Source organism: Bradyrhizobium sp. Rc2d, assembly GCF_900099855.1.
In the GTDB taxonomy this organism is placed as follows: Bacteria; Pseudomonadota; Alphaproteobacteria; order Rhizobiales; family Xanthobacteraceae; genus Bradyrhizobium.
The window spans coordinates 93,143-114,800 of record NZ_FNCU01000008.1; the positions used below are offsets into that span (position 1 = coordinate 93,143).

Consider the following 21,658-nt stretch of genomic DNA (forward strand, 5'->3'; position numbering starts at 1 on the left):
GCCGCCATGCAAATGGCGATCCAAGTCACGTCTCACAACACCATTCTGGTTTCTTCAAGGCCGGCCTGCCGTGCCGGCGGTACGCCGCAGAAATCCCTTCGCCGCGGCTTAAACTTTTGGCAACGTTCCGAAACCACTTTGCGCAAAGCGGACATCGGTCGGCCGCCCACGCTTCGCAGCTATGCGATTTTAGGATGGTTTTGCAGGGCCGGACGCGATACGCGATGGCGATAAGACTTCAAATTCTCGGGAGGACAACAATGAACGACGCGCCCCGCATCCGGCCGGAAAGGAACGTCGAACTCGGCGCCAGCAACGAGCCGTTCCAGAACCTGCACGAATTCATCCGGAAAGCGCGCGCCAACCTCAACCAGAATGCCTGGGACTACATCGTCGGCGCTGCCGAGACCGAGACCACGATGCGCCGGAACCGGATGGCGCTGGACGAGATCGCCTTCCGCCCCCGCGTGCTGCGCGATGTTCGCAAAGTCGACGGCTCGGTCGAGCAACTCGGCCGCAGGATGCGGCTGCCGGTGGTGCTCGCCCCGGTTGGTGCGCTCGAAATCTTCGATCCCGATGGTGCGGCAAGCGTGGCGCGCGCCGCCGGCACCTTCGGTGCGGCGCACATGTTGAGCTCGGTGTCCGAGCCCGGCCTGGAAAAGACTGCCGAGGCCGCGCCCGACGCGCTGCGGCTCTATCAGCTCTATGTCCGCGGCGACGATGCCTTCGTCGCCGATGTCGTCAGCCGTTCCGAGAAGAACGGCTATGCCGCATTCTGCCTGACCGTCGACACCGCCCATTACAGCCGTCGCGAACGTGACATCGCCAAGCGCTACGTTCGCGAAAGCCGCCTGCGCGCGACCGGCGGTGACTACCAGAAGGGTCTGGAATGGCGGACCGTGAAGATGATCAAGGACAAATTCAGGATCCCGCTGATCCTGAAGGGCATTGCCACCGCCGAGGACGCACAGATCGCGATCGATCATGGTGTCGAGTGGATCTACGTCTCCAACCATGGCGGCCGTCAGCTCGATCACGGCCGCGGCGCCATGCATGTGCTGCCTGAAATCGTCGAGGCCGTGAAGGGTCGCGCCAAGATCATGGTCGATGGCGGCTTCTGCCGCGGCACCGACATCGTCAAGGCGATCGCGGCGGGCGCCGACATCGTCGGCATTGGCCGGCTGCAATGCTGGGCGCTGGCGGCGGCCGGCGAAGCCGGCGTGATGCGAATGCTGGAACTGCTGGAGGATGAAGTGCTGCGCTGCCTCGGCCTCTTGGGTGCCACCTCGTTCGCCGAGGTCGACAAGTCCTGCCTGCATCAGGCGACCGCAACGAATGCGCCGAGCGTGTTCAGCGCGTTCCCGCTGTTCGACCACGACCCCTATCGATACTGAAGTGAAAGGACACGATGACCTCGCTCTCTCCCGGCAGCGCCGATGCGCTCCTGTTCGATCTCGGACGCGTGGTGCTCGACATCGACTTCTCCAAGGCGATCGCCTGCTGGGCGGGACATGCCGGCTGCCAGCCCGAGGCCATCGTCGCGCGCTATGTGCGTGACGAGGCCTACCGGCTGCACGAGGTCGGCAAGATCAGCGACGAGGACTATTTCCAATCGCTGCGTTCATCGCTCGGGATCGGCATTTCCGATGCGCAGTTTCTGGAGGGATGGAACGCGATCTTCGCCGGCGAGATGCCTGACATCGCCGAGCTCTTGCCGCGCGCTGCAAAGCAGATGCCGCTCTATGTCTTCTCCAACACCAACCGGCCGCATGTCGACTATTTCTCGAAGGAATATGCGGACCTGCTCGGGCATTTCCGCGAGCTCTATTTGTCGTCCAGCATCGGCCTGCGCAAACCGGATCCGGAGGCGTTCGACCATGTCGTGAGGGCGATCGGCGTGCCGGCCAGCCGAATCGTGTTCTTCGACGACCTTGCCGAGAACGTCGAAGGGGCGCGGGCGCGCGGATTGACGGCGGTGCATGTCACCTCGCCCAGTGATGTCGGCAACGCCTTGCGAGCGTTAGGAATTTGACGCCGACGCCCCGGCCGGATCTGGTTGGGTTCCGAGGACCAAATCTGCTTGGGATGCGGAACCAAATCACTTTGTGCATTTTTGTACAAAGTTCCGGGAACGGAAATACTTCCTCCGGACTCTATGAATCCGTTGGGACTTCTACATCGGACTAATTCTCGTGCTGGGCAAAGCCTACCTCACAAAGCAAGCTTCTCTGCTGCTCGAATTCGCCAGAACCACCTCGGATTCGCGCCTCTCCGCCAAGCTCATCAGCAAGGCCGCCGACCTGAAATCACAGGCCGATCCGCTGCCGGATAAGGATCAGGGCCCCAAAGCTCCGGACGTGACGCCTGGCGTCAGTCCGGGCGAACAGACGCAGAGTTGATCGATGCTGGCCGTGGCTCTGGTCATTCTCGTCCTAGCCATGGCCACTCTGGTACCAATCTGCCTCGTCCTGGAGATCATGTCGCGCCGGGCCTGACGCCGCCTTCGTTGCCTGCGAATGCGTGGTCGGGATGATCATCCCGCTCGGCTGCTCTTTTGCCTCTGCGCTCGCGCTCGGCTAGAAGGCTTCCTGCCAATTCGTCCGCGAGCAGGAGTTTTCGCCGTGGCTCTCATGCCGGTTTCCGATGCGCTTGCCGCCGTGCTTGCCGGCGCGGAGCCTCTGGCCGAGGAAATGGTTGCTCTCGACGCAGCCTTCCACCGTGTGCTCGCCCGCGACGTGGCGGCGCTGCGCACGCAGCCGCCGGAAGCAATGTCCGCGATGGACGGTTATGCCGTGCGCGCGGCCGACGCGGGGCCGATCGATTCCCAGCTGACGGTGATTGGCGAGGTAGCGGCGGGTCGTCCGTTCGTGGGAACAGTCGGCGCCGGCGAAGCCGTGCGGATCTTCACCGGCGGCGTCGTTCCCAACGGTGCCGACGCGGTCGTGATCCAGGAGGATACGGTCGCCGACGGCAAGCGCATCACCATCAAGGAAGCCGCGATTCCCGGTCGGCACATCCGCCCCGCAGGCGTCGACTTCTCCGAAGGCGACACGCTCCTGCGCAAGGGAACCCGTCTCACCGAGCGCGACCTCGCGCTCGCCGCCGCCATGAACCACCCCCAGCTTGCCATCTGCCGCCGCCCGAAGGTCGCGATCCTCGCCACCGGCGACGAACTGGTGATGCCGGGCACCACGCCCGGCCGCGGCCAGATCGTCTATTCCAACGGCTATGCCCTGCACGCGCTCGCCCGCAGCGAGGGGGCCGACACCAGCGACCTCGGCATTGCCGCCGACACGCTGGAGGCCACCACCGCCGGCATCCGCCGCGCCCGCGAGAGCGGCGCCGACATCCTGGTCACGACCGGCGGTGCATCGGTCGGCGACCACGATCTGGTCCAGCAGGCGCTGAGGGACGAAGGTGTCTCGATGGCGTTCTGGAAGATTGCGATGCGCCCGGGCAAGCCAATGATGCATGGGCGGCTCGGTGCGATGCGCGTGATCGGCCTGCCGGGTAATCCCGTGTCGTCCTATGTGTGCGCCTTCCTGTTCATGGTGCCGCTGATTCGCGCCTTGTCGGGCCGGTCCGTGATTCATCACCGCCATGAGCGCGCCGTGCTCGGCCGCGATGTGGGCGCAAACGATATGCGCGCGGATTATCTTCGTGCACGTCTGGAACAGCGCGACGACGGCACGCTGGTGGCCGTTCCCGTCGATCACCAGGATTCCTCGCTGCTTGCGAATCTCGCTGCGGCGCAGGCACTTCTCGTGCGCGCACCGTTCGCGCCGAAAGCCGGAGCCGGCTCGCCTTGCGAGGTGCTGCGCCTGCCCGTCTGAGCGCACCACCACACGTGTTCCGCGAACTTTGTCGCGTTCACGGTAAATTAAGCAGTTGCGGAACACATATCGAACATATAGTGTCCGTTCATGATTTGTTTCGAGGATGTAGCGGTTCGCCGCTCCAATTCAGCGTCTCGGAATCGAACGACATCAACCGGGGGACTTTGGTCGAGATGTTAACGCGCAAACAATACGAGCTTCTGCGGTTCATCAGCGAACGTCTGAAGGAAAGCGGCGTGCCGCCCTCCTTCGACGAGATGAAGGATGCGCTCGACCTGCGCTCGAAATCGGGCATCCATCGCCTGATCACCGCGCTGGAGGAGCGCGGCTTCATCCGCCGCCTGCCCAACCGCGCTCGCGCCATCGAGGTGATCAAGCTGCCTGAGCTCCAGGCCGCCGCCGGCAACCGCCGCGGCTTCACGCCAAGCGTCATCGAGGGCAATCTCGGCAAGGTGCGCGCGAGCTCCAGTCCGCCCGCCGACGAGGGCGAGCGTCCCGTTGCGGTGCCCGTGATGGGTCGCATCGCAGCCGGTACGCCGATCGAAGCGTTGCAGACCCGCAGTCACACCATCAGCGTGCCGCCCGACATGCTCGGCTCGGGCGAACACTATGCGCTCGAAGTGCGCGGCGATTCGATGGTCGAGGCCGGCATCCTCGACGGCGACATGGCGCTGATCCAGCGCAACGAGAGCGCCGATACCGGCGACATCGTGGTGGCGCTGATCGACGACGAGGAAGCGACGCTCAAGCGCTTCCGCCGCCGCGGCGCCTCGATCGCGCTCGAACCCGCCAACGCCGCCTACGAGGTGCGCATCCTGCCGCCGAACCGGGTGAAGATTCAGGGCAAGCTGATCGGACTGTACCGCAAGTACTGAGACGACCCAGCGGTCATTCGATACCAATGATTCCGATTGGAGCGGACGGATTGTCCGCTCCAGCTGAATAGTCTTTCTGATCTTGGGCAGATTATCTGGCCCCTCTCCCAGCGCTATGTCCTCAACATGCCGCCCGAAGCACTCATCGCTTTGCGGCTCAAGAGATCGAGGAGACAACGATGCGCAGGATCGTTTTGAGCGCGTTCGCCAGTATGCTGATCGCTGCATCGGCAGCGCAAGCATTCGCAGCACAATCGCAGCACCATCCCCGCAAGTCGGCGCACGCAACAACGACCGAGCAATTCCGTAGCGCCCGAAATGCCGTCGCGCGACAGCCACAGCCGAGTTGGCCATATTCCGGATGGTCGGCGCCCGCAGGCCGCTGACGCTCGCATCCGCCAAATGCACTAAAGCGAACTTTGTTCCTATCGGATTCGGGAAAGATAATGTGATCGCATCCTGCTGACGCCAGCCGCAGATTCGCCCACAACCAAGCAGAACGTTACGTGCTTCCACTCTGATAGAGGCTTGCGCCTCCGAAAGAGGCGCGGGTTGCTATCTTCGAATAGGAGCACCCGATGTGTGACTACAGTCTGCATGCCGTTGCATCGCGCCCCGCCGAAGTCGGCGAGACGATCGTGTCGACAACGTTCCGCGGCACCTCGACGCGCGGTTTTGCTTCCGCGGCCGACCCGACCGTGGCCGTCTGCCTGCTGCCGGGAACGGAGCTCGCCTTCGCCGACAACGTCCGTTACGACAATCGTTGGATCTGGACGCGCACGATCAACTCCCGCGTCGGCAAGTTCGGCAAGATCGATCCGCACATTCCCGATCGCCATCATGACGCGATCGAATTCCCCGACGGCAAATACGTGCTGGTGACGCAGCTCGTCGAAGGCCAGCGCGCAACCGTGCTGCAACTGCCGGTGACGCAGCCGGTCGGCGAGCGCGAGCACAAGCCGCTGGTCGATGCCGACAGCCGGCCGACGATCACGCGTCTGCCGATCGGCTGAGCCGTCCCTGGCCACCAGGTCGGGCCAGGATTGAAAATGCCATCGCCGGCCGAGGCCGGCGAGATGGTATGATTTATGTTCTGCGGAAGTCCGGTTGGACCCGGACCAAGTCCTCGCATTTGTTCTTAATCGTCTGGCCTTAATCGTCGGCCTGCAAGTCGGTCTCCGCCGGAGTCGCGTCCCGGTTGCGGGCCGTAGCCGCCTTCGGCGCGAGGCTCCCGTCGAAATCACCCTCGCCGGCGCCGGCCGGGAGCCAAGGGCGGCTTGAGCCTCTCGCTCTCACAGATTGAACTGCAAAACCGTCACCACGCTGCGTCAACGCCAGCGCGCCTTGGCTGGTGAGACGCTGCCGACCGACCATCATCGCCGCACAATCCGGCGGCGCGGGGCGCCGCGTCACCACCAGCGCGGCGCGGCTGCAATCATCAGCCAGCGCGTCGATCCGCAAGGAAAGCGCAACCAGCCGCCCGTCGGCGAGCGGCGTCACGCAGCCCGCATCGTCACACGACACGCCATCGGCCAGCGAGCTACTCCCGGCGTCGCGCGGATCGGCGTCGGCAGCTAACCACTCCCTAAGCAGAAAGCCGTCCTTGCTCGCCCGGATCACATGCAAGTGCCCGTCCCTGCCCCGCACCGCGACGCTCGCGCCGCCTCCGGCAATCAGGATGTCGGGCTGCCGCACCGACAGCCCCCAGGCAATGGAAGCCAACAACATCAGCGCACCAGACCAGCGCAAGGGTGTGCGCAACAGGCCCATCACGATGATCCCGAGGCTTGCCGCGATCAGCGGCGCGATGCCGAAGGCGGGGATGCGGCCGATTGCGCCCGGCAGTGCCGCCACCCAGCGCGATACCGCGACCATCCAGTCGATCCCGATCCCCATTAGCCACCAGAACACGCCGTCGAGCCCGAAGGGAGCCGCGAGCAATCCCAGCAGCCCCGCCGGCATCACCAGCGCCGAAACCACCGGCATCGCGCCAAGATTGGCGAGTACGCCAAACGGCGTGACACGGTGGAAATGGAAGGCGGCGTAGGGCGTGGTCGCAAGCCCCGCGATCAGCGAGGCCAGGAACAGCATCGCGATCTCGCGGCCGCCCCATAGCGCGATGCGCGCTGTCGCCGAATGATCGGGCGAAGCAAACAGGTTCGGCATGCCGATCTGCACCAGCGCGACCAGCCCGAGCGTCGCGGCGAAGGACATCTGGAAACTCGGATGCACCAGCGCTTCGGGCGCGACCGCGAGCACGATCAGCGCAGCCACCGCCAGCGTGCGGAAGGTGATAGCGCGGCGATCCACCATGACCGCGATCAGCACCACCGCCGTCATGAAAAACGATCTTTGCGTTGCGACCTCCGCGCCTGACAGCAGCAAATAGAACGCGGCCGCCACCAGCGCTGCAGCTGCCGACCATTTCTTGATGGCAAAGCCCGCCGCCAGCCCGGGGATCAGTGCCAGCAGCGCACGCACTGCGAAGAACACGACACCGGCGACAACCGCCATGTGATAGCCGGAGATCGACAGCACATGGCCGAGCCCCGAGATGAACATGGCGTCGTTGACGGGCGTGGTGATCGCATCGCGCCGTCCGGTGAGCAGCGCGGTCGCGATCGCACGGTTGTCGCCCTCGAGCGTCGCACGGATGCGCGCGTCGATCGCATCGCGCAGGCCCTGCATGAAGGCCGCGTAGCGCAGCCGCAGGCCACCGCCATCCGGCGGCACTGAAGCCGTGATCGCGCCCATCACGAAGCCGGAGGCGCCGATGCCCTGGAAGAACATGTCGCGGGAGAAATCGTAGCTGCCCGGGCGCACGGGAGAGATCGGCGGCATCAAGCGCGCCTTCAGCTGCACGAAGCTGCCGACCTCCGGCGCCGTCCCCTTGCGCACCGACAGGCGCACGCGCTCCAGCCTGACGTCGCTGCGCTGCGCCTCCATCGCGGTAACGCGCAGCACGAAGCGATCGGTGCGCTCGCGGATGTCGCGGGTCTCGACGAAGCCCGACAGCGACACCGAATAGAGCGGCTTGGCCAGCACGGTATGGGCGATGCGCGCCGTCTTCCACGTCGCCATGGCAAAACCCGCCACCACCGCCGCGATCATGATCGCGGGCGCGAACAGCCGGCTCCGCCGCAACAGGACGGCGCCGAGCATGAGCGCGGCCGCCGTCGCGGCAACGACCCACAGCACGGGCTCGTGATCGGCGGCGAAATAGAGCGCGATGCCGGCACCGAAGGCGACGGGCACCCAGGGCAACAGCCGCCCGGCGCCGGCCTCAGCGCGCGCCCATTCGCGCAGCGTCTCGACGATCGCGGGCCACGCACCAAAGCCCGCCGGCGCAAAGCCGCCGGCCGATGTGGCGCGGCCAACCGGCCACGTTCCAGCGACTCCCTGGGAGCGTACTGGCCGGCCCGGCTCCGCCATTCCCCTGCACCTTACGCTACGCGACGGGTGCAGAGGCTACCGGAACGTGCGGCTGCGCGAATAGCGGTACGGATCAGGAACGAACGCGGCGGGACCCTACTTTTCCTCTCCATCGTCACGGCGAGCGCCGCCTTGGCATCTCTTCTGGATTCCTCGCAACGCCTGAGACGTCTTTGACCAGAAGTATTCGAGCCCTTGCGATCTCGTTCGCAAAGCGTCCTGCGACAGATCGATTGAGCCGAAAGTCTCATAAGTTGCCGGCCCAAGGTGGGATTACACTACGGTTCCCCGCCTCCCCGACAGGACGGGCAAGGCAGTGGTGGCTCGCGGTTCTAAGGCCGCCGGAGCTCTTCTCAGGTGGCGCGAAAGTGCGCCTGAAGTCAGACGTTGCCGACGCAACTCTTTGAATTGGCGCCTGCGACGCCGCGCATCACGCTCTCCCCGCGAGAAGATCGATCGCTGAAACAAGCGAGGAGACGTCTTGAAACCATAGGAGTCGCACATGCAGGTACCGAGTGATTTTCGCCGCGTGATCATCGCTGCATCGGTGGGAAACATCATCGAATGGTATGATTTCTACATCTTTGGCAGCTTGGCCGCAGTTCTATCGGTCAAGTTCTTTGAGCAATCCCACCCGGTTGCCGCCCTCCTCAGCACGATCGCGCTCTTCACGGCAGGATTTCTCATCCGTCCGCTGGGTGCCTTCCTGTTCGGATGGATGGGTGACCGGGTCGGCCGCAAATACACCTTTCTCATTACGCTCAGCGGAATGGGACTCGGCACGGGAGCGATCGGGTTGATCCCGACCTACCAGTCGATTGGTCTGACGGCGGCGTTCGTTCTCTTCGGCCTGCGCATGATCCAGGGCCTTTGCCTGGGCGGCGAATATGGTGGCGCCATCACCTACGTCGCCGAACATGTGCCGGACGATCGACGCGGCTATTATACCGGCTGGCTGCAGACCTCGCCTACTCTCGGAATCGTGGTGTCGCTGGCCGTCATCATCCTCACGCGGACATATGCCGGCAACCAGGCCTTCGACGAATGGGCTTGGCGCGTTCCGTTCCTACTGTCCTTCCTGCTGGTGGCGATTGCGATCTACATCCGGCTCCAGCTCCAGGAAACGCCGATCTTCCAGGAGATCAGGTCCCGCGGCCAGATGACGAGGAATCCTTGGAAGGAGGCTTTCCTCAGCTCCAACATCAAATACATCGGGATCGCAATTGTGGTCCTGATCGGACAGGGCGTGGTCTGGTACAGCGGTCAGTTCTGGGCGCTGTACTTCCTGCAGCAGGTCTCCAAGGTGGACCCGCTAACCTCCGCCTACATCGTGGGCGCCGCACTGCTCATTGCCACGCCGAGCCTGATCCTCTTTGGCTGGTTGTCGGATCTGATCGGCCGCAAGCCGGTGATCCTCGGCGGCATGCTGCTCGCCGCGATCACGTACTATCCGCTGTATCTGTGGCTGGGGACTGTCACGCAGCCCGGAAACGTCAACTATCCGGTCGCGACCTTCATCATCTTCATCCTGGTTTGCTATGTCGGGATGGTATACGGGCCGGTCGGCGCGTTTCTGGCGGAATTCTTTCCCGCCAGGATCAGGTATACGTCAGTCTCGGTGCCGTATCACATCGGCAATGGCTGGGGTGGCGGATTGGTGCCGTTCATCACGTCGGCGGCATTCGCCGCGACCGGCAGCATCGGCTATGCGCTGATTTATCCGATCGTGGTCCCCGCGGTGTGCTTCGTGCTTGCCGTCTTCCTGATGCCGGAAACGCGCAAGATCAGCATCTGGGAGCCGATCGAGCCGAGAACTGCATTGTGATGGATTGATCCCGGTGCAGGACCGCGGGGCCCTGCACCGGAGTTCGTGTCGGGGCGCAGTGCCGATCGTTCCCATCGGCACCGCGCCCGAGCGAGCCGATCTCGAACTCCCGGCCGCCAGCAAATGGCGGTCGGCAAGCGCCCGACTAGCACCTCTTCTCAGCCAGCCAGTCGATGCCAACGATCGTGCCACCAGGTGCTGAAGTCGCGATCGGTCATCAGCTCCCAGACAGCGAGTAGGATCACCAGTATGCCGGACAGCACGCTGCTCACCGTTGCCGATACCGGCTCATAGCCAATGGTCCAAGGTGCCAGTAGCAGAGCCAGGCCCACCAGCATTTCTCCCCATTCTTCCAGATAGGACGGGATGAAAAGTGCCTCGATGGCAAACAGCATGACGCCGAGCCCGAGTGCGATGGAGACCCAGACAGGCGCCCCGGACAAGCCCAGGATAAAGGACGAAAGAACCAGCCACAGGCCAACCAGGAGGCTGGCAGCGTCTTGCCAATGTTGGATGCGCATAATGCTCACCTCCTCTCTCCCGGTTAGATGGTGGCGCAGCTGAGAAAATGCATCCCTCCGACCTGCGCCGTGTTGCCGCGACAGAAGCCGCATCCAATCCTCGCGTCCCATGCTCCGGAAAGGGCCCTTGCGAGGGCCTGCACCAGGATGCAGACTAGCCGCGCGTGACAGGTGTCGACGTCTATCGTCCCGGCCGCACTTCGTTCGCGTTGCGCCCGGGACAAGAGGGAGGTGACGCCATGCGAGAAATCGAAATCCACGACTATGCGCGGCAGTTGCTGGAAGCCCATGGTCCCAAGGCCATTGCGGAAGCCGCCCAGAACGCCATCGATCTCGAGTCGAAGGGCGAGATCGAGCTGGCCAAGACCTGGCGGCATATCGAAGACGCCATGAAGCTGATGCGTGGGCCTCACCAAAGCTGAAGCAGCCGGCGTGCGTAGCCGCTTGACCGCAAATGCCGCCAAGCCGGATTGAGGCTGGAGGGGCGGCAACACAGAGTATGGACCACAATCCGTCGCAAGCCGTTCGGCTGCGGCTGAACGGCAACGCGACCCGCAAGACGCGCATCTCCACGATGCTGGGAGCGAGCCATGTTTCCAAAATGTGCGACGGCCGAAGATCTCGTGAAGGCGATCAAGGACGAGAAGGTCCAGATGATCGATCTGCGGTTCACTGACCTGCCGGGGGTATGGCAACATTTTTCCGTCCCGCCGAGCGCGGTGAGCGTCGATGCGCTCGAGGAGGGCATCGGGTTCGACGGCTCATCGATCCGCGGCTTCCAGGAGATTCAGGAGAGCGACATGCTGGTCGTCGCCGATCCGACGACGGCCTTCGTCGACCCCTATAGTCCGGCAACGACGCTGGTCCTCATCTGCAACATCCGCGACCCCGTGACCAGCCAATCCTATAGCCGCGATCCACGCTACGTCGCCCAGAAGGCTGAAACATATCTCAAGGGCACTGGTCGCGCCGATACGAGTTACTTCGGCCCGGAAGCGGAGTTCTTCGTCTTCGACGAGGTGCGCTACGGTCAGGGCATCAATTACGCCATGCACGAGATCGATTCCAGTGAAGGCAGCTGGAACACCGGCGCGGAGGAAGCGCCGAATCTGGGGCACAAGCCGCGCCCTAAGGAGGGATATTTTCCCGTTCCTCCGACCGACAGCATGCAGGCGCTACGCACCGAAATGGTGCTGACCATGGAGCAGCTGGGAATCCAGATCGAAGCTCATCACCACGAGGTCGCAACTGGCGGCCAAAACGAAATCGACATGCGCTTCACAACCCTCACCCGCATGGCCGACAATTTGATGATCTACAAATATGTGGTGAAGAATACCGCGCATGAGCACGGCAAGACCGCGACCTTCATGCCGAAACCGCTGTTCGAGGACAACGCTTCGGGCATGCATGTGCACCAGTCGCTGTGGAAGAGCGAGACCAACCTGTTCTACGACCAGGGCGACTATGCCGAATTGAGCCAGCTTGGCCGCTACTACATCGGCGGCCTCCTGACCCACGCCTGGGCGTTGTGCGGGCTTTGCGCCCCGACGACCAACTCCTATCGGCGCCTGGTGCCGGGCTATGAGGCTCCCATCAACCTGGTCTACTCCCAACGCAATCGTTCAGCCTGCTGCCGCATTCCAATGTACTCGCCGAATCCACGCGCAAAGCGGGTCGAATTTCGTTCGCCCGACCCCTCCTGCAATCCCTACCTGGCTTTTGCTGCAATGCTCATGGCGGGCCTCGACGGTATCGACAACCGGATCGATCCCGGCAGCCCCATCGACAAGAACCTTTACGACCTGCCACCGGCCGAAGCCAAGCAAGTGAAGTCGACACCGGGATCGCTGGATCAGGCGCTCGACGCACTCCAGCGCGACCACGCATTCCTGCTGCGCGGCGACGTCTTCACGGCCGACCTGATCGAGACCTGGCTCGACTACAAGCGAAAAAAGGAGGTCGATGCGATCCGGCTGCGACCGCATCCCTATGAGTTCCACCTCTACTACGACATCTGACAGCGGTCGGATGCGGATTCATCAACGTTGGCTAAATGCGGGAAATCCATCGGGCGCTGTTGCAGCAGAATAGTTTGCCATGCGACCACTTTTCCATCCGAGCCTGGTCAACGGTCGCTACGGCGACCCGACGGTCTATGTCGAAACGCTGTTCGAAAAGCGAAGTCTGCTGTTCGATGTCGGAGAGATTGCTTCACTAGCGCCGCGGAGGATACGGCGCGTCGACCAGGTCTTTGTCTCGCATGCACATATTGACCATTTCGTGGGCTTCGACCATCTGCTTCGCTTGCTCGTCGGGCATGAGAAATCGGTGCAGCTGTTCGGTCCGTCCGGCTTTGCCGAGCACGTCTTTCACAAGCTTCAGGCCTATTGCTGGAACCTGGTCGAAACCTATCCCTGCGATCTCGTTTTCGATGTAAGCGAACTCGGAACGGCGGATTCCATCTCGACCACGCGGTTCCACCTGAGGAAGGCGTTCGCAGCAGAGCCATCAGTCTCTCGCAAGGCCTTTGGCGGCGTACTCTGCGATGAACCGACCCATCGCGTGTCCGCCGCGATCCTTGAACATGGTACGCCCTGCCTCGCCTTTGCGCTGCAGGAGGCAGCGCATGTCAACGTATGGAAGAACCGGCTGTTGGAGCGCGGACTGCCCGTCGGTCCCTGGTTGCTGTCGCTGAAGAAGGCCATCGTCGAGCGTCGCGCCGACGATCATTTGATCCGCATCAATGAAACGGCAACGTCAGATCGCCCCGTTCCGCTCGCCAGCCTGCGCGATCTCGTGACGGTCGCTGCGGGCCAGAAAATTGCCTATGTAACCGATGTTGCCGACACGCCGGCCAATCGCGCCGCCATCGTGGCGCTGATTCAGAATGCAGACATCCTCTTCATCGAGGCGGCGTTTGCGGGGGCCGACGCCGCATTGGCGAATGAGCGGGCTCATCTTACAACCACGGCTGCCGGAGAAATCGCACGGGAAGCCAATGTGCGCCGCGTCGAGCCCTTCCACTTCTCGCCGCGCTATGCGGGAGAGCAGGAGCGGATGCTGGCCGAGGTGATGGCGGCGTTCAGGCATCTCGCACCTGACGCAAAGAGCTAAGCGGCAGGACCGGAGTGGAAAGTCATGTCCGAGGAACGACAACTGCCAGCGGTGTGTCGGAAACCGGTGCGGCTCTTCCTATGCGGAGATGTCATGTGCGGCCGCGGCATCGACCAGGTGCTGGCGCACCCCTGTAGCCCCGAGATTTACGAAGATTACATGCGATCGGCGGCGGGCTACGTGCTGCTCGCCGAGCAGGCGAACGGGCCTATTCCGCGGCGCAATGGATCGTCCTACGTCTGGGGCGCTGCACTGGAGCAATTCAAGTCCATGCAGCCGGACGCGCGGATCATCAATCTCGAAACGGCTGTGACGGGCAGCAACGACCGCGCGAACAAGGGCATCAACTACCGCATGAGCCCCGAGAACGCAGACTGTCTCGCGGCCGCGGGGATCGACTGCTGTCTATTGGCCAACAACCATGTGCTCGATTGGGGCCGCGCCGGCCTAGTAGAGACGCTGACGACTTTGCAGAAGCTCAACATCAAGGCGGCGGGCGCAGGCCGCAATGATCGGGAAGCGCGCGCACCCGCAATGCTGAGCCTTGCCGACGCGCGGCTCCTGGTCTTTGCGTTCGGATCGGCATCGAGCGGAATCCCGTTCAAGTGGGTTGCAATGTCAGACACTCCGGGCGTCAACCTGCTGCCTGACCTCAGCAGGGCGAGCGCGTTCGAGGTCGCTGACCAGATCATGGCGGCCAGAAGGCCGGGCGATCTCACGGTGGTGTCGATCCATTGGGGATCCAATTGGGGATATGACATTCCCGATGAGCAGAGGATTTTTGCCCGGGCCCTGGTCGACAAGGCAGGCGTGTCGATCGTTCACGGGCATTCTTCGCACCATCCGAGAGCGATCGAAATCTATCGAGACCGCCTTATACTCTATGGCTGCGGTGATTTTCTGAACGACTATGAGGGGATCCGTGGTTACGAGCGCTACCGCGACGACCTGGCGTTGATGTATTTCGCCGACCTGGATCCAACCAGCGGAAGCCTCCATGCGCTCAAACTGGTTCCCATGCAGATCAAGAACTTTCGTCTCTCCATTCCATCGCGGCGCGACATTGAATGGATCCGGCAAACCCTGGATAGGGAATGCCGGCCGTTCGGAACGAGGGTTATTTTTGAATCCGAACAGCAGCTTGCATGTGTCGCGCAGAGGGCAACGACCTGACTCTCGTAACAAGCACTCCCCGATAGAATTGGCGGGCCGGCGCGACTGGGACTGCGTCCCCGCCGGGCAGCCGACCCAATCTTCGACTCCCGCTAGCCGACGAAGGCTGTGGCTTTGCCAAACGCCGCCCTCGGATGTCTTATGCTCAATGTCCGCCGCGGAGGTTACGCGCGATGTTGACCCAGATTTATGAAATCTCCACCCTCGAAGAGGCGTCCGCTGTTTCAGCCATTGGCGTCGATCATGTCGGCGTGCTCGTCGGAGACGGCCGATTTCCGCGCGAGCTGCCGATCTCAGCAGCTTCCGAAATCGCCGCGGCGATTATACCGCCATCGAAGTTCTCAGCACTGTTTCTGACCTGCGATCTCTCCTTGATTGCCTCATGGGCGCGCGAACTCAACCCCGCGATCGTCCATTTGGGAGCCAGCGCCGAATTGCTTTCGCCGCAAGACGTTGCTTCGCTCAAACGCATGTTGCCCGGGATGGTCGTGATGAGGAGCATACCGGTGTTCGGCGAGGAGAGCATCGCGATTGCCCGCAGCTACGTTGGCATTGCAGACCTTCTGCTTCTCGACAGCTATCGAGCCACGGACGAGCAGATCGGCGCGCTCGGCGTGACGCATGACTGGGGTATCAGCCGCCGGATCGTGGACCTCGCCCCTGTTCCTGTTGTCCTTGCCGGTGGTCTCGGACCGGACAACGTCGCAGAAGCGATCCGCACCGTCCGTCCAGCCGGTGTTGATTCCAAGACGAGAACGGATCAGGACGGATCGCACGCCAAGGACCTGGATCGAGTCCGCCGGTTCCACGAAGCGGCTCGGGCGGCGGCGCCGGCATAGTGTGGAGCAGCTGACATTGTGATTGTTCGGTTCACGGATTTCGGATGCGCCCATGGGGAATCCCAGGGCCGTGCGGACCGCGATCTTGGCCTTTCGACCGGCAGCCCGGTTGAGATCGTCCCTTAGATGGTTATGTCGCAACGTGGTCTGCAGTTATGCGCACGCCGAGAAAGCAGAGCTCAGGAACGGATTGGCCAAAACCGAAGACGCGCCACGCCAGGCCGCCGGCGACTGGCAACAAGCGGCTGGCCGATCAGACCCGCAAGATTCTCGGCAAGCACTACGCGAGCAAATATCGGGTGCGGTAATCGCGATCGTTGCGCGGCCGGCTGTACGGCTTGCAATCACCTTCCGGCGGCCTAACATGTGGAACTCTGCCGATAGGAGCGTAGCCATGGAACTCACCGTGGTGCCCATCGTCAAACCGGACGCGGCCAACTTCATCTTTGGCCAGTCGCATTTCATCAAGACCGTGGAAGACCTCCACGAGGCGCTGGTGGGCGCGGTCCCGGGCATCCGCTTCGGGTTGGCCTTCTGCGAGGCTTCCGGCAAGCGGCTGGTGCGCTGGTCAGGTAATGACGAAGCCGCCCTCTCTCTCGCACGCGACAATGCATCGGCCATCGGCGCCGGCCACACTTTCCTGATCTTCCTGGGCGACGGGTTCTTTCCCGTCAACGTGCTGGCTGCCGTGCGCGCGGTGCCGGAGGTCTGCCGCATCTACTGCGCGACCGCCAACCCAACACAGGTGATCGTCGCGCAAACCGAGCTGGGCCGCGGCGTGCTCGGCGTGGTGGATGGCGCTTCGCCGCTGGGTGTAGAAACCGACGCCGACATTACGTGGCGGAAGGACCTGCTGCGAAAGATCGGCTACAAGCTGTAGTGGCTGGATGAAGCAGGATGCGATCAGGTACGCCCCCCGGCGCTAGATCAGCGCAGCCCGGGACGACACGTGGTGGCTCGCGATCTTCCAGCCGTCATCTTCGCGCACAATCACCCAGGTGAGCTTGACCGACAGCGGCGCGGCCTCCTCGCCGAGGTCGAACGAGGCGATCGCGGCCATGTTGATCACATCGGGCGCGACCTGCGCCGCGGCCACCTCGGAAAAACGGACGCTCGGCGAGCGCCAGCGCGGCAGGCCGTTGAAATAGTCCGCGACGCCGTCCCTGCCCCGATAGAGGTTCGGGTTGGAGCCGAAGAAGAACGCGTTCCTCGCATAGAGCGACGACAGCGCGGCCGCGTCGAGCGTCGCGAAGCCGGCGCACCATTTCGCGACGATGGCGGAAACGATGGCGTCGGCTTCATTGTTCATGTCGTATCTCAGCCTTTCGCGACTTCCTTGGCAAACGTGTCGCGCAGGCCGATGGTGCGCGAAAACACCGGCTTGCCCGGCGTCGAGTCCTTGTCGCGCACGAAATAGCCCTGCCGCTCGAACTGCATCGGCTCCATCGAATTGCTTTCCGCAACCGATGCCTCGACTCGGGCATCAGCCAGGATCTCTAGCGATTGCGGATTGAGATCGGCGGCGAAGTTCGCGGCGTCCGGATTCGGATTGGAGAACAGCTGGTTGTAGATGCGGATTTCGGCTGGCTTCGACGTCGCTGCCGGTAGCCAGTGCATGGTCGCTTTGACTTTGCGGCCATCGGGCGCGTTGCCGCCCTTGGTGGCGGGATCGTAGGTGCAGCGCAGCTCCACCACCTCGCCTGCGTCGTTCTTGATCACACCGGTGCACTTGACGAAATAAGCATAGCGCAGCCGCACCTCATTGCCCGGCGACAGGCGGAAGAATTTCTTCGGCGGATTCTCCATGAAGTCATCCTGCTCGATATAGAGCTCGCGGCCGAACGTGATCTTGCGCGTGCCGGCGGTGGGATCGTCGGGATGGTTGATCGCCTCGAGCTCCTCGACCTGCCCTTCCGGATAGTTCTCGATCACCACTTTCAGCGGCTTCAGCACCGCCATGCGGCGCTGCGCCGTGCGGTTCAGTTCCTCACGGATGCAGAACTCGAGCATGCCGACATCGACCACGCTGTTGGCCTTGGCGACGCCGATGCGTTTGACGAATTCGCGCAGCGCGGCCGGCGGCACGCCGCGGCGGCGCATCCCCGCGATGGTCGGCATGCGCGGATCGTCCCAGCCCGCGACATGGCCCTCGCGAACAAGCTGGGTCAGCACGCGCTTCGAGAGCAGCGTGTAAGTCAGGTTCAGCCGCGCGAACTCGTACTGGTGCGGCTCTGACGGCACCGGCAGCTTCTCGATGAACCAGTCATAGAGCGGCCGATGGTCCTCGAACTCCAGCGTGCAGATCGAGTGCGTGATGCCCTCGATCGCATCCGACTGGCCGTGGGCATAATCATAGCTCGGATAGATGCTCCATTTGGTGCCGGTGCGCGGATGATGCGCATGCAGGATGCGATACAGCACGGGGTCGCGCAGATTGATGTTGCCCGCGGCCATGTCGATCTTGGCCCGCAGCACGCGCGCCCCGTTCGGGAATTCGCCGGCCTTCATACGGCGGAACAGGTCGAGATTTTCCTCCACCGAGCGGTCGCGGAACGGCGAGTTCCTGCCGGGCTCGGTCAGCGAGCCGCGCGAAGTGCGGATCTCCTCCTGGGTCTGGTCGTCGACATAGGCGAGCCCGTCGCGGATCAGCTGCTCGGCCCATTCATAGAGGCGATCGAAATAGTCCGAGGCGAAGAACAGATTCTTGCCCCAGTCGAAGCCGAGCCAGCGCACATCGGCCTGGATGGAATCGATATATTCCTGCTCTTCCTTGATCGGGTTGGTGTCGTCGAAGCGCAGATGGCAGCGGCCCGGAAACTCCTGGGAGATGCCGAAATTGAGTGCGATCGACTTGGCGTGGCCGATATGCAAATAGCCGTTCGGCTCCGGCGGGAACCGGGTCACGATCTCCTTGTATTTGCCCTGATCGAGATCGGCCTGGATGATGTCACGAATGAAATCGCGCCCAACCTCAGTCGCCACCGGTTCTGTCATTACGAAAATCCTGTAGGGAAATCAGCGGTCCTTCTGCCAAATTCGCTGGGCCGCGCCAAGCCTTAGCAGGTCCGCTGTCGGGCTTTAGTTATGCTCCGGTCCTGATATATACCACCGCCTCCAATGCATAGGCCCTGCCAAGAATGACCGATTCCGTCGTCACGCGCTTCGCTCCCTCGCCGACCGGCTTCCTCCATATCGGAGGCGCCCGCACGGCGCTGTTCAACTGGCTCTATGCGAAAAAGCACGGCGGCAAGATGCTGCTGCGGATCGAGGATACCGACCGGGAGCGCTCCACCGAGGCCGCCATCGCCGCCATCCTCGACGGCCTCAAATGGCTGGAGCTCGGCTGGGACGGCGAGGTCATCTACCAGTTCGCCCGCGCCGCCCGCCACCGCGAGGTCGCCGAGCAGCTGCTCGCCGACGGCAAGGCCTATCGCTGCTACGCCACCGCCGAGGAGCTTGCCGCCATGCGCGAGAAGGCGCGCGCCGAAGGCCGCACCCGCCTCTATGACGGCATGTGGCGCGACCGCGATCCCGCGACCGCCCCGGCCGACGTGAAGCCCACCATTCGCCTGCGCGCGCCGCAGACCGGTGAGACCGTGATCGAGGACCAGGTCCAGGGCCGCGTGGTCTGGCAGAATGAGAACCTCGACGACCTCGTCCTGCTGCGCGGCGATGGCAACCCGACCTACATGCTCGCGGTGGTGGTGGATGACCACGACATGGGCGTGACTCATGTCATTCGCGGCGACGATCATCTGATCAACGCCGCCCGCCAGAAGCAGATCTACGATGCGATGGGCTGGGCGCTGCCGAGCATGTCCCACATCCCCCTGATCCACGGCCCGGACGGCTCGAAGCTGTCGAAGCGCCACGGCGCACTCGGCGTCGATGCCTACCGCGCCATGGGGTACCTCCCGGCGGCGCTGCGCAACTATCTCGTCCGGCTCGGCTGGAGCCATGGCGACCAGGAGATCTTCTCGACCGAGGAGATGATCGCCGCGTTCGACCTCGGCAGCGTCGGCCGTGCCGCCGCCCGCTTCGATTTCGCCAAGCTGGAGAATCTCAACGGCCACTACATCCGCAACGCCGACGATCAATCACTCGTGAAGATGTTCGAGGATGTGCTGGACCACGTCGTGCCCAGCCGCGACGACATTAAGGCCAAGTTAAACGACACCACGCGGGCGCAGCTCCTGAAGGCCATGCCGGCCCTGAAGGAGCGCGCCAAGACGCTGATCGAGCTGATCGACGGCGCCTACTTCATCTTCGCCGACCGGCCACTGCAGCTCGATGCCAAGGCGCAGGCGCTGCTGACAGCTGAGAACCGCAAGCTGATCGGCCAGCTTCATTCCGCGCTGGGGAAAGTCGAGACATGGAGCGGCGCCAGCACGGAAGCCGCGCTGCGCACTTTTGCCGAGGAAAATAGTCTCAAGCTCGGCGCGGTCGCCCAGCCCTTGCGGGCCGCGCTGACCGGACGGACGACGTCGCCTGGTATATTTGAGGTTTTGGACGTCCTGGGACGCCAGGAAAGCCTGGGCCGGCTTAAAGATCAATCTACGACGTAAGTCGACCATGCGTGGGGTGATCTTGCAGCGCACACAGCAATAATATACCCATCTCCCCCGTACATTCTGGAACATCCGGCCTGCCCCCAACGATCTCCTCAGGGGCCTCCGGCTCCGGCCCGTTTCACCACACATCGGGGACCTACGATGGACGCAAAACCGAGCAACAAGACCGCCACGCTGACGGTCGGAAACAAGAATTACGATCTTCCGATCCTCAGCGGCAGCGTCGGGCCCGATGTGATCGATATCGGCAAGCTCTACGGCCAGTCCGGCCTGTTCACCTACGATCCGGGCTTCACCTCGACGGCGAGCTGCCAGTCCAAGATCACCTATATCGATGGCGACGCGGGCGTGCTGGAATACCGCGGCTACCCGATCGAGCAGCTCGCCGAGCACGGCGACTTCCTGGAGACCTGCTACCTCCTGCTCTACGGAAACCTGCCGACGGCGACGCAGAAGAAGGACTTCGACTACCGCGTGACCCATCACACGATGGTGCACGAGCAGATGGCCCGCTTCTTCCAGGGCTTCCGTCGCGACGCCCATCCGATGGCGATCATGGTGGCGGCCGTCGGCGCGCTCGCCGCGTTCTACCACGACTCCACCGACATAAACGATCCGAAGCAGCGCATGATCGCCTCCATGCGCATGATCGCGAAGATCCCGACGCTGGCGGCCATGGCTTACAAGTACACCGTCGGCCAGCCCTTCGTTTATCCGAAGAACTCGCTCGGATTCGCCGAGAACTTCATCAACATGTGCTTCGCGGTGCCCTGCGAGGACTACAAGGTGAGCCCGGTCCTCGCCGACGCGCTGGAGAAGATCTTCATCCTGCACGCCGACCACGAGCAGAACGCCTCGACCTCGACGGTGCGCATCGCCGGCTCCTCCGGCGCCAATCCGTTCGCCTGCATCGCGGCGGGCATCGCCTGCCTGTGGGGCCCGGCGCATGGCGGCGCCAACGAAGCCGCGCTCAACATGCTCTACGACATCGGCACGGTCGACAAGATCCCCGAGTTCATCGCCAAGGTGAAGGACAAGAACTCTGAAGTCCGCCTGATGGGCTTCGGCCACCGCGTCTACAAGAACTACGATCCGCGCGCCAAGATCATGCAGAAGATGTGTCACGCCGTGCTCAAGGAGACCGGCCATGGCGACGATCCGATGCTGAAGGTGGCGCTGGAGCTCGAGAAGATCGCGCTCAGCGACCAGTATTTCATCGACCGCAAGCTCTACCCGAACGTCGACTTCTATTCGGGCATCACACTGAAGGCGATGGGCTTCCCGGTCTCGATGTTCACCGTGCTGTTCGCGGTCGCCCGCACCGTCGGCTGGATCAGCCAGTGGAGCGAGATGATCGAGGATCCCCACCAGAAGATCGGCCGTCCGCGCCAGCTCTACACCGGCGTCGCCAAGCGCGACTACGTGCCGATCGACAAGCGGTAACATTGGTCGTCACGGCTTTCGAAACG

General features: G+C 63.1%; 19 protein-coding genes. 15 read left to right on the forward strand and 4 right to left on the reverse strand.

The window, feature by feature from the left end:
* Positions 1–260 precede the first annotated feature (260 nt).
* From BLV07_RS13050 to BLV07_RS13080, 6 genes are all read left to right on the forward strand, one after another.
* Entirely contained in the window at positions 261–1,394 is a 1,134-nt protein-coding gene (locus BLV07_RS13050; RefSeq protein ID WP_091885725.1) for an alpha-hydroxy acid oxidase, read from the forward strand.
* Between the two features lie 14 nt (positions 1,395–1,408).
* Positions 1,409–2,032: an HAD family hydrolase gene (locus BLV07_RS13055; protein ID WP_091885728.1), complete on the forward strand. Its 624-nt coding sequence runs from the start codon at positions 1,409–1,411 to the stop codon at positions 2,030–2,032.
* A gap of 160 nt (positions 2,033–2,192) precedes the next feature.
* Positions 2,193–2,399: a hypothetical protein gene (locus BLV07_RS13060; protein WP_091885731.1), complete on the forward strand. Its 207-nt coding sequence runs from the start codon at positions 2,193–2,195 to the stop codon at positions 2,397–2,399.
* 222 nt (positions 2,400–2,621) lie between these two features.
* Positions 2,622–3,833, forward strand: a complete 1,212-nt coding sequence (locus BLV07_RS13065) for a molybdopterin molybdotransferase MoeA (protein WP_091885734.1) — start codon at positions 2,622–2,624, stop codon at positions 3,831–3,833.
* 176 nt (positions 3,834–4,009) lie between these two features.
* Positions 4,010–4,711: a transcriptional repressor LexA gene (lexA, locus tag BLV07_RS13070; protein WP_091886069.1), complete on the forward strand. Its 702-nt coding sequence runs from the start codon at positions 4,010–4,012 to the stop codon at positions 4,709–4,711.
* Between the two features lie 578 nt (positions 4,712–5,289).
* Positions 5,290–5,724: a hypothetical protein gene (locus tag BLV07_RS13080; RefSeq protein ID WP_091885739.1), complete on the forward strand. Its 435-nt coding sequence runs from the start codon at positions 5,290–5,292 to the stop codon at positions 5,722–5,724.
* A 139-nt stretch (positions 5,725–5,863) separates the two neighbouring features.
* Here the strand turns inward: BLV07_RS13080 and BLV07_RS13085 are convergent, their stop codons facing one another.
* Positions 5,864–8,143 carry a ComEC/Rec2 family competence protein gene (locus BLV07_RS13085; protein ID WP_091885742.1) on the reverse strand — a complete coding sequence of 760 codons (2,280 nt, stop codon included), beginning with the start codon at positions 8,141–8,143 and terminating at the stop codon, positions 5,864–5,866.
* Between the two features lie 502 nt (positions 8,144–8,645).
* Here BLV07_RS13085 and BLV07_RS13090 point away from each other — a divergent pair.
* Positions 8,646–9,968, forward strand: a complete 1,323-nt coding sequence (locus BLV07_RS13090) for an MFS transporter (protein ID WP_091885747.1) — start codon at positions 8,646–8,648, stop codon at positions 9,966–9,968.
* A gap of 158 nt (positions 9,969–10,126) precedes the next feature.
* On the opposite strand, the gene BLV07_RS13095 is transcribed toward BLV07_RS13090, so the two are convergent.
* Positions 10,127–10,489, reverse strand: coding sequence for an SPW repeat domain-containing protein (locus BLV07_RS13095; RefSeq protein WP_176945519.1), 363 nt, complete (start codon positions 10,487–10,489; stop codon positions 10,127–10,129).
* 239 nt (positions 10,490–10,728) lie between these two features.
* Here BLV07_RS13095 and BLV07_RS13100 point away from each other — a divergent pair, with 239 nt between their 5' ends.
* The 6 genes from BLV07_RS13100 (at position 10,729) to BLV07_RS13125 (ending at position 16,498) form a co-directional block, all read left to right on the forward strand.
* Complete coding sequence (locus tag BLV07_RS13100; protein ID WP_176945507.1) at positions 10,729–10,911, forward strand: hypothetical protein; 183 nt, start codon at positions 10,729–10,731, stop codon at positions 10,909–10,911.
* Between the two features lie 168 nt (positions 10,912–11,079).
* Positions 11,080–12,510, forward strand: coding sequence for a type I glutamate--ammonia ligase (gene glnA, locus BLV07_RS13105; RefSeq protein ID WP_091885751.1), 1,431 nt, complete (start codon positions 11,080–11,082; stop codon positions 12,508–12,510).
* Positions 12,511–12,589: 79 nt separating this feature from the next.
* Entirely contained in the window at positions 12,590–13,606 is a 1,017-nt protein-coding gene (locus BLV07_RS13110) for a ribonuclease Z (protein WP_091885755.1), read from the forward strand.
* A gap of 24 nt (positions 13,607–13,630) precedes the next feature.
* Positions 13,631–14,779 (forward strand): CapA family protein, encoded by a 1,149-nt coding sequence (locus tag BLV07_RS13115; RefSeq protein ID WP_091885758.1) that lies wholly within the window; start codon positions 13,631–13,633, stop codon positions 14,777–14,779.
* Positions 14,780–14,952: 173 nt separating this feature from the next.
* Positions 14,953–15,618, forward strand: a complete 666-nt coding sequence (locus tag BLV07_RS13120) for a phosphoribosylanthranilate isomerase (protein ID WP_244551076.1) — start codon at positions 14,953–14,955, stop codon at positions 15,616–15,618.
* A gap of 394 nt (positions 15,619–16,012) precedes the next feature.
* On the forward strand, positions 16,013–16,498 hold the full coding sequence (locus BLV07_RS13125; protein WP_091885765.1) for an adenosine-specific kinase: 486 nt from the start codon (positions 16,013–16,015) through the stop codon (positions 16,496–16,498).
* 42 nt (positions 16,499–16,540) lie between these two features.
* On the opposite strand, the gene BLV07_RS13130 is transcribed toward BLV07_RS13125, so the two are convergent.
* Positions 16,541–16,927, reverse strand: a complete 387-nt coding sequence (locus tag BLV07_RS13130; protein ID WP_091885768.1) for an SgcJ/EcaC family oxidoreductase — start codon at positions 16,925–16,927, stop codon at positions 16,541–16,543.
* An 8-nt stretch (positions 16,928–16,935) separates the two neighbouring features.
* Positions 16,936–18,612 carry a glutamine--tRNA ligase/YqeY domain fusion protein gene (locus BLV07_RS13135; RefSeq protein WP_091885771.1) on the reverse strand — a complete coding sequence of 559 codons (1,677 nt, stop codon included), beginning with the start codon at positions 18,610–18,612 and terminating at the stop codon, positions 16,936–16,938.
* A 143-nt stretch (positions 18,613–18,755) separates the two neighbouring features.
* Here BLV07_RS13135 and gltX point away from each other — a divergent pair, with 143 nt between their 5' ends.
* Positions 18,756–20,183 (forward strand): glutamate--tRNA ligase, encoded by a 1,428-nt coding sequence (gltX, locus tag BLV07_RS13140; RefSeq protein ID WP_091885774.1) that lies wholly within the window; start codon positions 18,756–18,758, stop codon positions 20,181–20,183.
* Between the two features lie 147 nt (positions 20,184–20,330).
* Positions 20,331–21,632 (forward strand): citrate synthase, encoded by a 1,302-nt coding sequence (gene gltA, locus BLV07_RS13145; protein ID WP_091885777.1) that lies wholly within the window; start codon positions 20,331–20,333, stop codon positions 21,630–21,632.
* Positions 21,633–21,658: the final 26 nt, after the last annotated feature.

Bases quoted from the DNA above. Each gene is read 5' to 3' on its own strand.
- BLV07_RS13135 (WP_091885771.1), bottom strand. From the start codon at position 18,612: ATGACAGAACCGGTGGCGACTGAGGTTGGGCGCGATTTCATTCGTGAC.
- BLV07_RS13125 (WP_091885765.1), top strand. From the start codon at position 16,013: ATGGAACTCACCGTGGTGCCCATCGTCAAACCGGACGCGGCCAACTTC.
- BLV07_RS13130 (WP_091885768.1), bottom strand. From the start codon at position 16,927: ATGAACAATGAAGCCGACGCCATCGTTTCCGCCATCGTCGCGAAATGG.
- BLV07_RS13085 (WP_091885742.1), bottom strand. From the start codon at position 8,143: ATGGCGGAGCCGGGCCGGCCAGTACGCTCCCAGGGAGTCGCTGGAACG.
- gltA (WP_091885777.1), top strand. From the start codon at position 20,331: ATGGACGCAAAACCGAGCAACAAGACCGCCACGCTGACGGTCGGAAAC.
- BLV07_RS13095 (WP_176945519.1), bottom strand. From the start codon at position 10,489: ATGCGCATCCAACATTGGCAAGACGCTGCCAGCCTCCTGGTTGGCCTG.
- glnA (WP_091885751.1), top strand. From the start codon at position 11,080: ATGTTTCCAAAATGTGCGACGGCCGAAGATCTCGTGAAGGCGATCAAG.
- gltX (WP_091885774.1), top strand. From the start codon at position 18,756: ATGACCGATTCCGTCGTCACGCGCTTCGCTCCCTCGCCGACCGGCTTC.
- BLV07_RS13090 (WP_091885747.1), top strand. From the start codon at position 8,646: ATGCAGGTACCGAGTGATTTTCGCCGCGTGATCATCGCTGCATCGGTG.
- BLV07_RS13080 (WP_091885739.1), top strand. From the start codon at position 5,290: ATGTGTGACTACAGTCTGCATGCCGTTGCATCGCGCCCCGCCGAAGTC.
- BLV07_RS13050 (WP_091885725.1), top strand. From the start codon at position 261: ATGAACGACGCGCCCCGCATCCGGCCGGAAAGGAACGTCGAACTCGGC.
- BLV07_RS13110 (WP_091885755.1), top strand. From the start codon at position 12,590: ATGCGACCACTTTTCCATCCGAGCCTGGTCAACGGTCGCTACGGCGAC.
- BLV07_RS13115 (WP_091885758.1), top strand. From the start codon at position 13,631: ATGTCCGAGGAACGACAACTGCCAGCGGTGTGTCGGAAACCGGTGCGG.
- lexA (WP_091886069.1), top strand. From the start codon at position 4,010: ATGTTAACGCGCAAACAATACGAGCTTCTGCGGTTCATCAGCGAACGT.
- BLV07_RS13100 (WP_176945507.1), top strand. From the start codon at position 10,729: ATGCGAGAAATCGAAATCCACGACTATGCGCGGCAGTTGCTGGAAGCC.
- BLV07_RS13120 (WP_244551076.1), top strand. From the start codon at position 14,953: ATGTTGACCCAGATTTATGAAATCTCCACCCTCGAAGAGGCGTCCGCT.
- BLV07_RS13055 (WP_091885728.1), top strand. From the start codon at position 1,409: ATGACCTCGCTCTCTCCCGGCAGCGCCGATGCGCTCCTGTTCGATCTC.